Source organism: Microbulbifer zhoushanensis, from assembly GCF_021729055.1.
Taxonomy (GTDB): Bacteria; Pseudomonadota; Gammaproteobacteria; order Pseudomonadales; family Cellvibrionaceae; genus Microbulbifer; species Microbulbifer zhoushanensis.
This window is the reverse complement of sequence record NZ_JAJSAO010000003.1, coordinates 102,455-115,093: the sequence shown is the minus strand read 5'-3', so window position 1 is coordinate 115,093 and position 12,639 is coordinate 102,455. Positions and strand designations below refer to the sequence as shown.

Sequence of the window (12,639 nt, the reverse complement as noted above, 5' to 3'; positions counted from 1 at the left end):
TCCCGGTAGTACAAACCCTTCATTTAGTCCGGACTGTTCCTAACTCTACTTCAACTGCAATGGAGTTCAAGCCTAAAACGGGTAGAATGTCTCGTTTTTCCGAAAATGCACTTGCAACAGGGAGACAGTGGTCATAGGGCCGGTACAATCGGGACGAGCCGGATAGTGTTCCTCAGTGAGGAGAGCCCCGTAAAAACGGATTGGACTTCGCGGGAAATATACCCGCCCTGATGAAATTTTCGGCATGGGCGCCCCGGCGCGCCTGTAACACACAAAGCCATAACGCGATCCAACAGATTTCTTTTGCAAATAACCCGATGGATATAAAACCTCTCAGTGACTACCCCCGGGAGGCGGTGGACCGCCTTCTCAGTGTCATTCATTTGTTTCGTGACATTCGTGCGGCCAGCGACTGGCAGTATGACGTCGTGCTGCAGCGCTCGCGCCTGGTTGGGCTCGCCCCGGGGGAGTCTCTGCTGGCGGAAGGAGATGTGGATCAGTGGGTTTATTTCCTGCTGCGCGGCGAGCTGAACGTCCACATAGATTCCGATGACGACGATAGCCTGGCTGCAGGCCGGCCGTTGGCGGTAATCCGGCCGGGCGAGGTGTTCGGGGACCTGTCGATGTTGCTGGCGGAGCCACGGACAGCCAATGTCAGCGCGGCGCCGACCAGCCGGGACACCCAGGTGCTAGGGGTCGACTGTACCCTCTTCGGTGACCTGGATGACTTCTCGCTCCTGCATCTCTCCACCAAGCTGATTTTTTACCGGAATATGGTGCACTCGCTGCGCTGGAAACTGGAAGTATACCGTTCCAAGTATCCGGATCATGAGCTGGCTGACAGCCATCGCCGGGTCAAGCTGTATACCGGTCCGAAGAACAGCCGCGACGAGCTGAAGGCCCTCGCCGACCAGGCTCGTGCCCTGGCGCGATTCCTGCTCGACTGGAATGCCGAATTCGGCAGTGGCCAGCTGATGGATGAGGAATCCGACATGTCCGATTTCCTCGAATCCATGCTTTCCTGATCTGAATCCCCTCCGGCGGGGTATCAATTGGCGGGTTCCCCCGCCATTGTACTCCGCTCCTGGCCTTCCCGACCGGCCGCGCTATCTCAGGGTCATTTTCCGGGTGTATTCTGGAATCGTGCGGGTGGCGCTTGTGATTTTCGCATTCCGGCAGACTTTGCGCTGGTGGTGGCCCCTATACTCCAGCTCCCGTCTCGGGAGCCTGCGCATGCGTGTTAATCAAATTTTTTAGAAGGATGGGTTTGGGTAATGAGTTCCTTGTCTGATATCTGGCGCCGGAAGAATTACCGGATCGCGCTGGGCGTCGCGGCGGCGGCGCTGCTGTGGCTGGCGAGCGGCCTGCTCGATTCCGGTGAGCAGGAAGAGTCGCCTGCTGGCCGTGCTGGCGCCGGCGGGGAAATGGCACCGATCAGTGTGCGGGCCCGCCGGCTGGAGGCCCGGCCCTACACTACCCGGGTGACCGTCAATGCCCATACCGAGGCCAATCGAAGCGTGCGGATGCGCGCTGAACTCGATGGTGTGGTGGCGAAGCTGCCAGTCGAGGAGGGGCGGGCAGTGGAGAAAGGAACGGTGATCTGTCGCTTCGAGGCCGAAGATCGCCCACAGCGCCTGGAACGTGCGCGCGCCGCCCTGCGCAAGGCCGAGCTGGACTTTGCAGGTTCCCAGCGGCTGCGCAAGAAGGGCTTGCAGTCCGAGACTGAACTGGCGCAGCAGGAAGTGGCGCTGGCCAACGCCCGGGCCGAATACGAGCGCGCCCGTGTGGAAATGGACAACCTGGAGATCCGGGCCCCCTTTGCCGGCGTGATCAACCGCCGGGCAGTGGAACTGGGGGATTACATCCGCCGCGGGGAGGAATGCGCAACCCTCCTCGACCTGGACCCCATCCTGGTGGTAGGCGAGGTTGCCGAGGGAGAGGTGGGCAGCCTGGTCCCGGGCGCGCCGGCGGTTGCGGAACTGCATCGGGGCCGGGTAGCGAAGGGGCGCCTGCGCTATGTGAGCCAGGAGGCACACGCGGTGACCCGCGCCTACCGGATCGAGGTGTCGGTGGATAACAGCGACGGCGAACTGCGTGCCGGGCTCAGCGGCCAGCTGGCCCTGCCCACCGGTGAGGTTCAGGCACACCTGATCAATTCCTCGTTGCTGACGCTGGACGACCGGGGCGAACTCGGGGTGCGCCACCTGGACAGCGAGAACCGGGTACAGTTTTCCAATGTCCAGCTGGTCGGGGACGGGAGCGAGGGGGTCTGGGTGACCGGGCTGCCCCGGGAAACCAACCTGATAACCGTGGGCCAGGAATATGTCACCGCCGGGCAGGTGGTGGCAGTAGAGCAGGAGCAGGGGCAATCGGCCCTGCCACCCCCCGAGCGGGATTCCGGCCTGCCGGCTATGCAGCAGGTGGCGGATCCGGTCGGCGAAGACGGGGACGGGGGCCGCCCATGAGTATTCTCGACAGCGCAGTGTCCCGCGCGCGCAGCACCATCAGCCTGATGCTGCTGGTGGTACTGGTGGGGATCGTCGCGCGGCAGATGATGACGATCGAGACAAATCCGGAAGTGAATCCGCCGTTTGTGATCGTGCAGGTGCGCCATGAGGGGATTTCGCCCGAAGACGGTGTGCGCCTGCTGGTGCGCCCGCTGGAGCAGGAAATCCGGGCGCTGGAGGGGGTGCAGGAAATGATTGCCACCGCACGTGAGTCCCTGGCTTACCTGGTGGTGGAATTCGATACCGCAATCCCTGTCGATGAGGCGCTCGACGAGGTGCGCAATGCCGTTGACCGGGCAAAGGCGGAACTACCGCGGGATGCCGATGAACCGATTGTGGAGGAGGCGGCGGCACAGCCGTTTCCGGCGATCGTCGTGACGCTGGCGGGCGAGGGTGTCGGGGAGCGGGTCCTGCTGCAGACGGCACAATACCTGCAGCGCCGGATCGAGAATATCAGCGAGGTCCTGAGTGCGGATTTGCGCGGCAACCGCGAAGAGGTGGTGGAGGCCCTCATCGACCCGGTGCGGCTCGAGCACTACCAGATCACCAGTGGCCAGCTGATCAATGCCGTGGTGGGCAATAACCTGCTGATTCCCGCCGGGGAACTGATGACCGAGCGCGGGCGTTTTTCGGTCAAGGTGCCGGGGCTGATTGAGACCGCCCGCGACGTCTATGAGATCCCGGTAAAGTCCTCCCCGGACGGTGTCGTCAAGCTGGGTGAGGTCACGGATGTGCGGCGCACTTTCAAGGACGCCTCCAGCTACACCAGCGTCAACGGGCGTCCCGGCCTGGCGATCAACGTGGAAAAGCGCAACGACGCGAGTTCGGTCGCACTGGCGGATCGCGTGCGCGAGGTAGTCAATGCAGAGCTCGACAGCCTGCCCCGTGGTGTGGAAGTGAACTTTGTCTTTGACCAGTCACGGTTTGCCCGCGATATGGTCAGCGAGATGGAGGGCAATATCCTCACGGCGATGTTGCTGGTCATGATTATCGTGGTGGCGGCACTGGGGCTGCGTTCGGGCCTGCTGGTGGGCCTGGGGATTCCGTTCTCGCTCCTGTTCGGCTCGATCATCACCTGGTACCTGGGTTTTTCATTCAATTTCATGGTCATGTTCGGCATGCTGCTGGCGCTGGGCATGCTCATTGATGGCTCCATCGTGATCACCGAGTACGCCGACCGCAAAATGGCCGAGGGCATGTCGGCACGGGTTGCCTACACCCTGTCGGTGCGGCGCATGTTCTGGCCGGTGGTGGCCTCCACCGGCACAACCCTGGCGGCATTCCTGCCGATCATGTTCTGGCCCGGCGTGGTGGGCGATTTCATGCGCTACCTGCCGGTTACTGTCTTTGCGGTATTGGCAGGATCGCTGCTGTATGCGCTGTTCTTTGCCCCGGTGCTGGGCAGCCTGTTTGGCAAGGGCAACCTGGACAGCCGCACCCAGCAATACCTGAAACAGTTGGAGAGCGGCCAACCCACGGAACTCACGGGCATTACCGGGACCTTTGCGCGAACCCTGGACGCCATTGTGCGACGGCCACTAATGGCTTTTTTCGGTGCCGTAGCGACACTGGTTGGCATTGTTGTTGCGTATGGTTCTTTCGGGGCCGGGGTTGAGTTTTTTACCGATACCGAAGAGCAGTACGGCAATGTGGAGGTACGCGCACAGGGGAACCTGTCAGTTGCCGAGCAGCGTGCCCTGGTGGCGGAAGTGGAGCAGGCTGTACTGGAGGTGCCCGAGGTGCGGATTGCCTATACCGCGGTGGGGTCCGGTGGCCTGTCGGGCAATCGCGACCGCGCCCCGGACCAGATCGCCAATATGCTGGTGGAGCTCTACCCGGCGCAGCAACGTGAGCGGCGCAGCCGCGATATATTTGCCGACCTGCGCGCTCGCACCGCCAACTTCCCCGGTATCAAGGTGACGGCCAACGTATTTGAGGGGGGGCCGCCGATCGGCAAGGACATCGTGCTGGAATTGCGCGGTCGCGACTACGACCAGTTACTGGCGGAGACCCGGCGACTGCACCGCGCGCTGGAGAACGATTTTGATGGCTTGCGGGATATCGTCAATACGGCGCCCCTGCCGGGCATCCAGTGGGAAGTGACTGTGGACCGGGCGAAAGCGGCCCTCTACGGTGCCGACCTCACCGAGGTGGGCCGCGCGGTGCAACTGGTGACCACCGGTGTGCGGGTGGCGGAGTACCGGCCGGACGATAGTAACGAGGAAGTGGATATCCGCATCCGTTACCCGGAGCGGGCGCGCGGAATCGCCGCCCTGGACCGGCTCAAGGTGAACACACCCGGGGGCACAGTGCCGGTGAGCAGCTTTGTCGCTACCGAGGCGCGCCCCAAGGTGGATAAGATCGAGCGGATCAACGGTATAACCCGCATGCAGATCAAGGCGGATGCCGAGGAGGGCGTGCTGGCCGACGACAAGGTGAAGGAAATCCGGGCCTGGCTCGAGGACAACCCGGTACCCGCGGACGTCGAATTGCTGTTTCGCGGTGCCGATGAGGAACAGAATGAGTCGCTGGCTTTCCTGGGGGTGGCATTCCTGTTGTCGTTGTTCCTGATGTTTATCCTGCTGGTGACGCAGTTCAACAGCTTTTACCAGTCCCTGTTGATACTGTCCTCGGTGATTATGTCCACCATCGGTGTACTGCTGGGCCTGCTGCTAACCCAGACCACATTCAGTGTGATCATGACCGGTGTCGGCATTGTCGCGTTGGCGGGGATCGTGGTGAACAACAATATTGTACTGATCGATACCTACAATTTCGTGCGCAGTAACGAGCCAGCCCTGTCACCCGCAGCGGCGGCGGTGAAAGCTTCGGCGCAGCGACTGCGCCCGGTCTTCCTGACGACGGCCACCACAATCCTGGGGTTGTTGCCGCTGGCCCTGGGGGTGAGCGTCGATATGCTGGGCCGGGATATAGTGGTGGGCGGGGTAATCGCCTCCTTCTGGGTGCAACTGGCCAGTGCGATTGTCTATGGCCTTACTTTCTCCACCCTGCTGACGCTGGTGGTGACGCCAATCATGCTGGTGTTGCCGGGGCGCATTCGCGAGGGCCTTGCCGCCTTTTCGCCACCCGTTATTCGCGGTGCACAGTGGGGTGAGGATTAAAGGCCGGCAGGGGATGACCGTCCTCTGGACGGGACGGCCAGGGCCAGAAAATAAAATAGGGAAAATCCAATATGGCGGATTCTCACTGGCCTGCTGCGGTGTCGGAGCGGGCACAGGCGCTACAGGCACAGCTGGAAGGTGAAATCCGGCAATTTATCGCCACGCACCGCTTGCCTGCGGCATTCATGCAACTTGTTGAAGACTATTACCTGCCACTGGCGGTATGGCTTGCCCGGCAGCAGCGCGACAGGGGAGGCCCTCTGGTGGTGGGACTATGCGGTGGCCAGGGATCGGGCAAGTCGACCCTGACCGCTTTCCTGCAGCTGGTCTGGCAATCCCTGGGCATCGAGAGCGCCGGCTTTTCCCTCGATGATATTTACCTGACGCGCGCCGAACGCCAGCAACTCGCCCGCCGGGTACATCCGTTGCTGGCGACACGCGGCGTACCCGGCACCCACGATGTGCAACTGGGTGTAGATACCATCGATCGCCTGACCCGCTTGCCCGGCGGGCAGGAGGTGCCAATTCCGCGCTTTGACAAGGCCACCGATGACCGGGCTCCGCGGGAAACCTGGTCATGCCAACACTCGCCGGTGGATATCCTGTTGTTTGAGGGCTGGTGTGTCGGGGCGCTTCCCTGGCAGGACCAGGAAACTCCGGTCAACGAGCTGGAACGCTCAGAGGATCCCCGGGGGATCTGGCGCGACTACGTCCGCGCACAGCTGGATGGGCCCTACCGGGAGCTCTTTTCCCGGCTCCACCTGTTATTGATGTTGCGGGTGCCAGACATGGCCAGTGTGCTCGAGTGGCGGCGCCTGCAGGAGGAGAAGCTACGTGAGGCTACCGGTGGTGGAATGAGTGATGCGGAGGTGGAAAGGTTCGTGCAGCACTATGAGCGGGTGACCCGCACCCTGCTGGATGAAATGCCCCGGCGGGCGGATTGCGTCCTGGAGCTGGGTCGCGATCACCGGGTCTGCGGGTTGCGCCTGAACCAATAGTGCGCTGAGAGCCCGACCGAACATTACTGGAAAAGCAAAACCCCGGCCTGTGGCCGGGGTTTTGCATTGCGGGCAGGCCGGCGACGGCGTGCCGTAGTCTGCCTTACTTGGACTTGGGCGGACGGCCCGGGCCGCGCTTGGCGCCAGTCTTTTTGGTGGCAGTTTTTTTAGCTGCAGTCTTCTTGGCTGCGGCTTTCTTCGGGCGACCGGGACCGCGCTTGGCAGTGGCCTTCTTCTTGGTCGCTGCGTTTTTGGTGGCAGCCTTCTTGGTAGCAGCCTTCTTCGGGCGGCCAGGACCTTTTTTGGCGGCAGTTTTGGCCTTGGTCTTGGCCTTGGCGGCGGCCTTCTTGGCCTTTGCAGCAGCTTTCTTCTTGGCGGCGGCGGCCTTCTTCTTCTCTGCAGCAGCCTTCTTCTTGGCAGCAGCGGCGGCCTTCTTCTTCTCTGCAGCAGCCTTCTTCTTGGCAGCAGCTGCTGCCTTCTTGGCCTCGGCGGCGGCCTTCTTCTTGGCCTCAGCGGCGAGCTTCTTGGTAATGGCGGCCTCTTCCTTCGCTACAGCCTTGGCCACCTTGGCCGCCATCTTGTTGTCTTCCTTGATGGCAGCGAGCTGGGTCTTGGCCTCTTTGGCTGCCGCCTTGGCGTTGTCGGCGGCCTTCTTGGCCGCTGTTGCCGCAGAGCGGGCCGTGGCCAGCTGGGCTTTCTGGGCCGCGGTCTTTTTCTTGGCGCGGACTGTTTTCAGCTTGTTCTGGGCCGCAGCAGCTTTCTTGGCCGCTTTCTCAGCGTCCTTGGCCAGCTTGTCGGCAGCTTTTGCCGCGTCCTTCTCCTGCTTTTCGCGGGCTTTATCCAGTTTTGATTTCAGTGAAGTCAGTTCCGCTTGCAGCTTGGTAACATCACTGACCGAACCGGCAGATTTTTTACTTGCAGCCATAAAATATCCCTGTAATTAAATTTGTTTTGGACGAAAGAATTTCATCGCGCTAATTGCAGCGTATTTATATAATCAATTGCAAGTGTTTTTGGGCCAATATGACCTTTTATGGCTAAATTTAAGGGATTTTTTACTTTTATCGCGTTTGCCTGGCTCTGGGGCTGCGGTTTTTTTGCAATCGACCAGTGGATTGCCAGTGGAAAACTGGCCTGGCTGGGAACATTTCTCAGTGGCTGGGGCCTGCCCGGCTGGTTATTGTTGCGCTACTGGCGGCCAGAAAAATTCAGGGCAGACGAGCGCGAATCGGCGGGACTGACGGTAGTTTTGTCAGGGTTGGCAGTTGTATTACTTACCGACAGGGAAATTGGAAATGCCCTGTACCTGGCGCTGCTTAACCTGGGCCTGGTGCTGCTGTACCTTTTCCATTTTTCCTCGCTCCAGCATCCCCCCCTGCCGGAGCCCGGAGCGAAATTCCCCCCGCTGGTAACCGCCGATGGCAAAAAATTAGAGATTTCTGATTACCTGCGGCAACAGAATGTTTCCGGCGTGCTATTGGTAGTGCTGCGGGGAAGCTTCTGTGCCAGTAGCCGGGAATCGCTCGCGGAAGTGTCCAGCCTGGCGCCGGCACTGGAAAAACACGATGCGATGCTGTTGCTGGCATCAGCCGAACCGGAAGAGCACTGGTCCGCCCCCCGCCCCCCGAACGGGAGGCGGCAGGGCTATCTCAGCCTGGACATTGCGGCTCGGGAAAACCAGGCCTGGATAGAGGCCGGGGCGGAGCCCCTGTGGGTGAGGATCTTTGGCGTGAAGCGTGCGGGGCGCCGCTGGCGGGCCGGGATAGGTGCGGCCAGGCCATCCTGCTGGCTGCTTGACCGGGATGGCTATGTACTGTGGCGATTTGTCCCGGATAATTATCGCAAGCCAGCGCCCGTCCAATTGCTGCGCAGCCAGCTGTCGCGCCTCGGCGACTGAGCCAGGCCGCACGCCTGTCGACAGTCGCCGTCACCGTCCCTGTTGCCAGGGGATGGCACCAGGGCGGCAGGTTAAAGGGGGCCGTAGGGAAGGTAGCGGTTGTCTGAGTGCTCGCGAATCCACAGCAACTGCTCGCGATCGAGTGCGGCCTTGCGCCGGCGCAGGGACTTTGCCAGTGGAATCACGGGCGACTCGGCGCCGCCATCCCAGCCCGACAGTTGCATCTCGGCCAGGGTAAAGAAGCGGATCAGGTTCCACACCTGTTCATTGTCGAGGGATTCGCAGGCTTCCAGCCACTGGCCGGCCGGCAGCCGCATCAGGGCCGATGCAGCCAGGTCATCCTGGCCCAGCGGGCCTGGCAACTGGTTGTTGTCCCGCACCGCGTCGATAAACCTTTCCAGTTGCGCGCGGTCTATGGCGACTTGTGCATCGCTGTTGCTTGCCGTGTCTTCCGGCTCCCAGGCACCAACGCTCATATGCGATCACCTCCTGATTTCGATATTTGAGTGGTAGCGCAGTATAACCGGGCAGCACGCTTTCGTCGGGGGGGGGATGAACCGGCCTTCGGGGGAAGGCTTGTGTCGCGCTGCCAAAATTGCGTAAATCAACCCTGGCCCGGGCCTCGCTACGGCCGGCCCCGGTTCCAAGCCGCTACCGACCAATAAGAGACACTATATAAGATGCAGTTTATTGCCCAACCCCTCCCGGCCAGGAAACGGGTGGCCCTGGTCGCCCACGACAATCGCAAGCAGGCACTGATCGACTGGTGCAACCGTCACAGGGCACTGCTGGAGCAGCACGAGCTGCTCGGCACCGGGACTACCGGGGCGAAGATCGAGTCCGCCACCGGTCTGCCGGTTGAGCGCCTGTTCAGCGGCCCCCTGGGGGGGGACCAGCAACTGGGGGCGAAGATCTGCCAGGGGGAGATCGACGTGCTGGTGTTTTTCTGGGACCCGTTCGAGCCCATGCCCCATGACCCGGACGTCAAGGCACTACTGCGGATCGCCGCGGTGTGGAATATCCCGGTGGCCTGTAACTCGAGCAGTGCCGATATGATGGTCCAGTCCGCCCTGATGGATACCAGCTTTGAGCGCGAGGTTCCGGACTACGAAAGCTACCTGTCGACCCGATAGTGCAATTTTTGCCCAAAAAATGCTTTTGCCTGCCTGGAATAGACCTTAAGCGCTTGATTCAAAAGGATATTTTCCTTACGGTGAAGGTTTCACTTGCAAAGATGGGCATTTCGCGGCAATCTTGCCCCCCTGATCAGACCGGTCAATCCGGCGCCATTCGCATTAGATAATTGTACGGTGTTTTATGAGTAGACGACGCGGTAAGGCCGTAGAAGAGGAAAAAGCAGATATCGACCTGACGCCCATGCTGGACGTTGTGTTCATCATGCTGATCTTCTTTATCGTGACGGCGTCCTTTGTGAAGGAAAAGGCGCTGGATGTGAACGTGCCCGATCCGAATGAGACAGAACAGACTCCGCCGGATCCCGACAAGCAGAACATCCTGCTGACCGTGGATGCCAACGACGACATCTATATGGGCGCCAGCCGTGTTGACTCCCGCGCTGTCCGTGCCCGTATCGCCCAGCTGTTCGCCGAGAACCCGCAGGCGATTGTGATTGTACGCGCGCACAACAAGTCCAGTGCCGACACCTACGTCACCATCGCGGACGCGGCCAAGGAAGTGAATGCCGGTATCCAGGTTTCCCTGGTACCGTTCGAGGACTGAGGTCCCGGTTCACTGTCCGGAGTTGCTCCGGAAAGCAAAAAGCCAGCTTATGCTGGCTTTTTTTATGCCTGGCAGTTGCCCGGGGCAGCGCTGCGGTTGTCCGGCGCCGCAGCGCCGGCTTGCCCGGCCGGGACTAGAACTCGGAGCGAATTGCCCACAGGTCCGGGAATACCGGCCGGAACAGGGTGCTCTGCAGGTAGCCCACCCCGCTCGAACCGCCGGTGCCCATCTTCGCGCCGATGGTCCGCTCCACCATCTTTACGTGGCGGTAGCGCCACTGCTGGAGGGATGTGTCGATATCCACCAGTGCTTCACAGATCTCGCCTACCAGCGGGTCGTTGCGATAGACATCGATCAGCACCTTCTGCACCGCACTGGAGGGTTCTGCCACCTGGCTGAAGTCCCGCTTGAGCACGCTCTCTGGAATTGAATGCCCCTCCTTGGCAAGGAAAGTCACGAAGGCATCCCACAATGTTGGGGCCTCGAGGCGCTCTTGCAGGCGGGCGCGGTGCTCCGAGCCCCGGGGGTAGTTCTCCAGTTTCTTGGCATCCTTGGCTCCGTAGACGAATTCCAGCTCCCGGAACTGGAACGACTGGAAACCACTGGCGGTGGAGAGGCGATCACGGAAGGAGAGGAATTCCAGCGGCGTGAGGGTCTCGAGAATGTCCACCTGCTGGATCAGGGTCCGGTAGATGGCATCCACCCGCTTCAGGGTATGCAGGGCGCGGTACTTCTCCCCGGCATTGAAAAGGCCCATCAGGAAGTCCAGCTCGTGCAGCAACTGCTTGAACCACAGCTCATAACTCTGGTGGATCACAATAAACAGCATTTCATCGTGCTCGGGGCCGTCGGAAAGCGGCTGCTGGCACTTGAGTAGGTCGTCGACTTTAAGATAAGAGCTATAGGTTACGGTCATGGAATCTTTACTGCCTGTCTGTATTTTGATCAACGGCGAAACTTTGCTTTCTTTATGCGCCGCAGATCAAAACTAAAATTGCGGGAAAAAGCGTAATATTAGACACATTATAAGGTCTGGAGCGACTCGAATGAAAAACACCGCGCAAGATCTGCGAATCGACGGCGCCCGCCTGTGGGACAGCCTAATGGAGATGGCGCGTATTGGCGCCACACCGGCCGGTGGCTGCAACCGCCAGGCACTAACCGACGAGGACAGGGCCGGTCGTGACCTGTTCACCGAATGGTGCCGCGAGGCCGGCTGTGAGATCCGGGTGGACCGCATGGGCAATATCTTTGCCCGGCGGCCGGGCTCTGACCCGGACTTGCCACCGGTGATCACCGGCTCCCACCTGGACACCCAGCCCACCGGAGGCAAGTACGACGGTGTCTTTGGTGTCCTCGCCGGACTGGAGGTGATGCGGACCCTGGAACAACATGGACTACAGACACGCGCGCCCCTGGAAGTGGTGGTGTGGACCAACGAAGAGGGGGCGCGCTTCTCGCCTGCCATGATCGGCTCCGGGGTCTGGTGCGGGGAGTTCAGCCTCGACTACGGCCACGGCCGCGAGGACAAGAACGGCAGGACCATCGGTGCCGAGCTGGAGCGCATCGGGTACCTGGGAGACCAGCCGGCGGAACCCTTCCCTATTACCGCGGCGTTCGAGGCGCATATCGAGCAGGGCCCGATCCTGGAGAAGGAGGACCAGGTCATCGGGGTGGTGACCGGGGTCCAGGGCATCCGCTGGTATGACGTTACCTTCCATGGCACGCCGTGCCACGCCGGACCCACGCCCATGGCGGACCGCCGGGACCCGGTACAGGCGTTGTCACAGCTGTGCGAGCGCCTCTATGGCGAGGTTAAGGCTTACAGTGACGAGGCGCGGATGACCTGCGGCGACCTGCGCGCAGAGCCGGGCAGCCGCAATACCGTCCCGGAAAAGGTGGTGTTGGCGCTGGATTTGCGTCATCCCCAACCGGAGGGACTCGAGCACCTGCACCAGTCCCTGCACCGGGTGGCGCAGGAAGTACAGGAAGCCACCGGCTGCGGGATCGAAATCCGCGATGAGTGGCATTCCCCGCCGGTGGCGTTCGACCCGCAATGTATCGACGCGGTTAACACCGCGGTGGAAGGGCTCGGTTACAGTCACCGCAGGATGGTGTCCGGGGCAGGGCACGACTCGGTATACGTTTCCCGCGTGGCCCCGGTATCGATGATCTTTGTCCCCTGTGCCGGCGGCCTGTCGCACAACGAGGCGGAATCCGCCGAACCGGATCACCTGGAGAAGGGCTGCAATGTCCTTTTGCAGGCCATGCTCGCCCGCGCCGGCGTCGCCAGTGACTGAATGGCAATAGCAGCCGGCAAAGAAAGAGGGGCGACCTGCGGTCGCCCCGGGAATCCAGCAGTTAATTGGAAAGAG

11 protein-coding genes are annotated in these 12,639 nt (G+C 61.3%); 8 read left to right on the top strand and 3 right to left on the bottom strand.

What is annotated here, in order from left to right; all coding sequences use genetic code 11:
• Positions 1 to 317: 317 nt before the first annotated feature.
• From LVD10_RS06790 to LVD10_RS06775, 4 genes are all read left to right on the top strand, one after another.
• Complete coding sequence (locus tag LVD10_RS06790; RefSeq protein WP_233006259.1) at positions 318 to 1,025, top strand: cyclic nucleotide-binding domain-containing protein; 708 nt, start codon at positions 318 to 320, stop codon at positions 1,023 to 1,025.
• Positions 1,026 to 1,274: 249 nt separating this feature from the next.
• On the top strand, positions 1,275 to 2,465 hold the full coding sequence (locus tag LVD10_RS06785; protein ID WP_237062588.1) for an efflux RND transporter periplasmic adaptor subunit: 1,191 nt from the start codon (positions 1,275 to 1,277) through the stop codon (positions 2,463 to 2,465).
• On the top strand, positions 2,462 to 5,629 hold the full coding sequence (locus tag LVD10_RS06780; protein WP_233006257.1) for an efflux RND transporter permease subunit: 3,168 nt from the start codon (positions 2,462 to 2,464) through the stop codon (positions 5,627 to 5,629). Before LVD10_RS06785 ends, LVD10_RS06780 begins: the two co-directional genes overlap by 4 nt.
• A gap of 71 nt (positions 5,630 to 5,700) precedes the next feature.
• A complete protein-coding gene (locus LVD10_RS06775; protein ID WP_237062586.1) occupies positions 5,701 to 6,627 on the top strand; it encodes a phosphoribulokinase in 927 nt (308 codons plus the stop codon).
• 103 nt (positions 6,628 to 6,730) lie between these two features.
• Here the strand turns inward: LVD10_RS06775 and LVD10_RS06770 are convergent, their stop codons facing one another.
• The gene (locus LVD10_RS06770; RefSeq protein ID WP_237062584.1) at positions 6,731 to 7,552 is read right to left on the bottom strand and encodes a hypothetical protein; all 822 of its coding nucleotides are present in this window, start codon (positions 7,550 to 7,552) and stop codon (positions 6,731 to 6,733) included.
• Positions 7,553 to 7,660: 108 nt separating this feature from the next.
• Between LVD10_RS06770 and LVD10_RS06765 the strand changes: the two genes are divergently transcribed.
• Positions 7,661 to 8,524, top strand: coding sequence for a thioredoxin domain-containing protein (locus LVD10_RS06765; RefSeq protein WP_237062582.1), 864 nt, complete (start codon positions 7,661 to 7,663; stop codon positions 8,522 to 8,524).
• A gap of 71 nt (positions 8,525 to 8,595) precedes the next feature.
• Here LVD10_RS06765 and LVD10_RS06760 read toward each other — a convergent pair whose 3' ends face one another.
• Complete coding sequence (locus LVD10_RS06760) at positions 8,596 to 9,000, bottom strand: hypothetical protein (protein ID WP_233006253.1); 405 nt, start codon at positions 8,998 to 9,000, stop codon at positions 8,596 to 8,598.
• Between the two features lie 204 nt (positions 9,001 to 9,204).
• On the opposite strand from LVD10_RS06760, the gene LVD10_RS06755 reads away from it, so the two are divergent.
• Both LVD10_RS06755 and LVD10_RS06750 read left to right on the top strand, forming a co-directional pair.
• The gene (locus tag LVD10_RS06755) at positions 9,205 to 9,657 is read left to right on the top strand and encodes a methylglyoxal synthase (protein ID WP_233006252.1); all 453 of its coding nucleotides are present in this window, start codon (positions 9,205 to 9,207) and stop codon (positions 9,655 to 9,657) included.
• Positions 9,658 to 9,841: 184 nt separating this feature from the next.
• Positions 9,842 to 10,264, top strand: a complete 423-nt coding sequence (locus tag LVD10_RS06750; protein ID WP_233006251.1) for an ExbD/TolR family protein — start codon at positions 9,842 to 9,844, stop codon at positions 10,262 to 10,264.
• A 133-nt stretch (positions 10,265 to 10,397) separates the two neighbouring features.
• Here the strand turns inward: LVD10_RS06750 and LVD10_RS06745 are convergent, their stop codons facing one another.
• A complete protein-coding gene (locus LVD10_RS06745) occupies positions 10,398 to 11,180 on the bottom strand; it encodes a tryptophan 2,3-dioxygenase (protein WP_233006250.1) in 783 nt (260 codons plus the stop codon).
• A 130-nt stretch (positions 11,181 to 11,310) separates the two neighbouring features.
• Here LVD10_RS06745 and LVD10_RS06740 point away from each other — a divergent pair, with 130 nt between their 5' ends.
• Positions 11,311 to 12,564 carry a Zn-dependent hydrolase gene (locus tag LVD10_RS06740; protein WP_237062580.1) on the top strand — a complete coding sequence of 418 codons (1,254 nt, stop codon included), beginning with the start codon at positions 11,311 to 11,313 and terminating at the stop codon, positions 12,562 to 12,564.
• Positions 12,565 to 12,639: the final 75 nt, after the last annotated feature.

Bases quoted from the DNA above. Each gene is read 5' to 3' on its own strand.
- LVD10_RS06775 (WP_237062586.1), top strand. From the start codon at position 5,701: ATGGCGGATTCTCACTGGCCTGCTGCGGTGTCGGAGCGGGCACAGGCG.
- LVD10_RS06780 (WP_233006257.1), top strand. From the start codon at position 2,462: ATGAGTATTCTCGACAGCGCAGTGTCCCGCGCGCGCAGCACCATCAGC.
- LVD10_RS06740 (WP_237062580.1), top strand. From the start codon at position 11,311: ATGAAAAACACCGCGCAAGATCTGCGAATCGACGGCGCCCGCCTGTGG.
- LVD10_RS06790 (WP_233006259.1), top strand. From the start codon at position 318: ATGGATATAAAACCTCTCAGTGACTACCCCCGGGAGGCGGTGGACCGC.
- LVD10_RS06755 (WP_233006252.1), top strand. From the start codon at position 9,205: ATGCAGTTTATTGCCCAACCCCTCCCGGCCAGGAAACGGGTGGCCCTG.
- LVD10_RS06760 (WP_233006253.1), bottom strand. From the start codon at position 9,000: ATGAGCGTTGGTGCCTGGGAGCCGGAAGACACGGCAAGCAACAGCGAT.
- LVD10_RS06750 (WP_233006251.1), top strand. From the start codon at position 9,842: ATGAGTAGACGACGCGGTAAGGCCGTAGAAGAGGAAAAAGCAGATATC.
- LVD10_RS06745 (WP_233006250.1), bottom strand. From the start codon at position 11,180: ATGACCGTAACCTATAGCTCTTATCTTAAAGTCGACGACCTACTCAAG.
- LVD10_RS06785 (WP_237062588.1), top strand. From the start codon at position 1,275: ATGAGTTCCTTGTCTGATATCTGGCGCCGGAAGAATTACCGGATCGCG.
- LVD10_RS06770 (WP_237062584.1), bottom strand. From the start codon at position 7,552: ATGGCTGCAAGTAAAAAATCTGCCGGTTCGGTCAGTGATGTTACCAAG.
- LVD10_RS06765 (WP_237062582.1), top strand. From the start codon at position 7,661: ATGGCTAAATTTAAGGGATTTTTTACTTTTATCGCGTTTGCCTGGCTC.